This window comes from Pseudomonas agronomica (assembly GCF_025917275.1).
Lineage (GTDB): Bacteria > Pseudomonadota > Gammaproteobacteria > Pseudomonadales > Pseudomonadaceae > Aquipseudomonas > Aquipseudomonas agronomica.
On sequence record NZ_JAOSHO010001085.1, the window covers coordinates 1 to 363 of the forward strand.

Genomic DNA, 363 nt, shown 5'->3' on the forward strand with positions numbered 1-363 from the left:
CCTCGCCACGGGATGTATTCCAAGTTCAATGTTGCTTGCGATACCCCTTCAACCAATCAGCAAACGCCTTGTCCTCCAGCGCATAGCCACCGCGATTGGACTTCCACACCAATTCCTTCTCACGCAACGCATCGATACACGATTGGATGGTCTGGGTACCGGGCACGACTTCACTACCCATGCCCTTGAGCACCTTGCCCACCGCCTCCAACGTTGAGTCGGTAAAGGGCGCAAAGGGTTCGTTGTTCTGCGAGCGCTCGGCCATGACCTGCAACACGGCACGTTGCGGCACTGTCAGTGCATTCCAGGCGCTTTCAAACTCGGTCCAGACGCCGGCGCGCAGCGTTTCGGCGCTGTTGCGCA

Annotated in this window: 1 pseudogene; it reads right to left on the minus strand. The window is 58.4% G+C overall.

Going from position 1 to position 363, the window contains the following annotated elements:
- Nucleotides 1–25: 25 nt before the first annotated feature.
- Nucleotides 26–363, minus strand: a pseudogene (locus tag OC610_RS29030) (hypothetical protein); the annotation flags it as partial.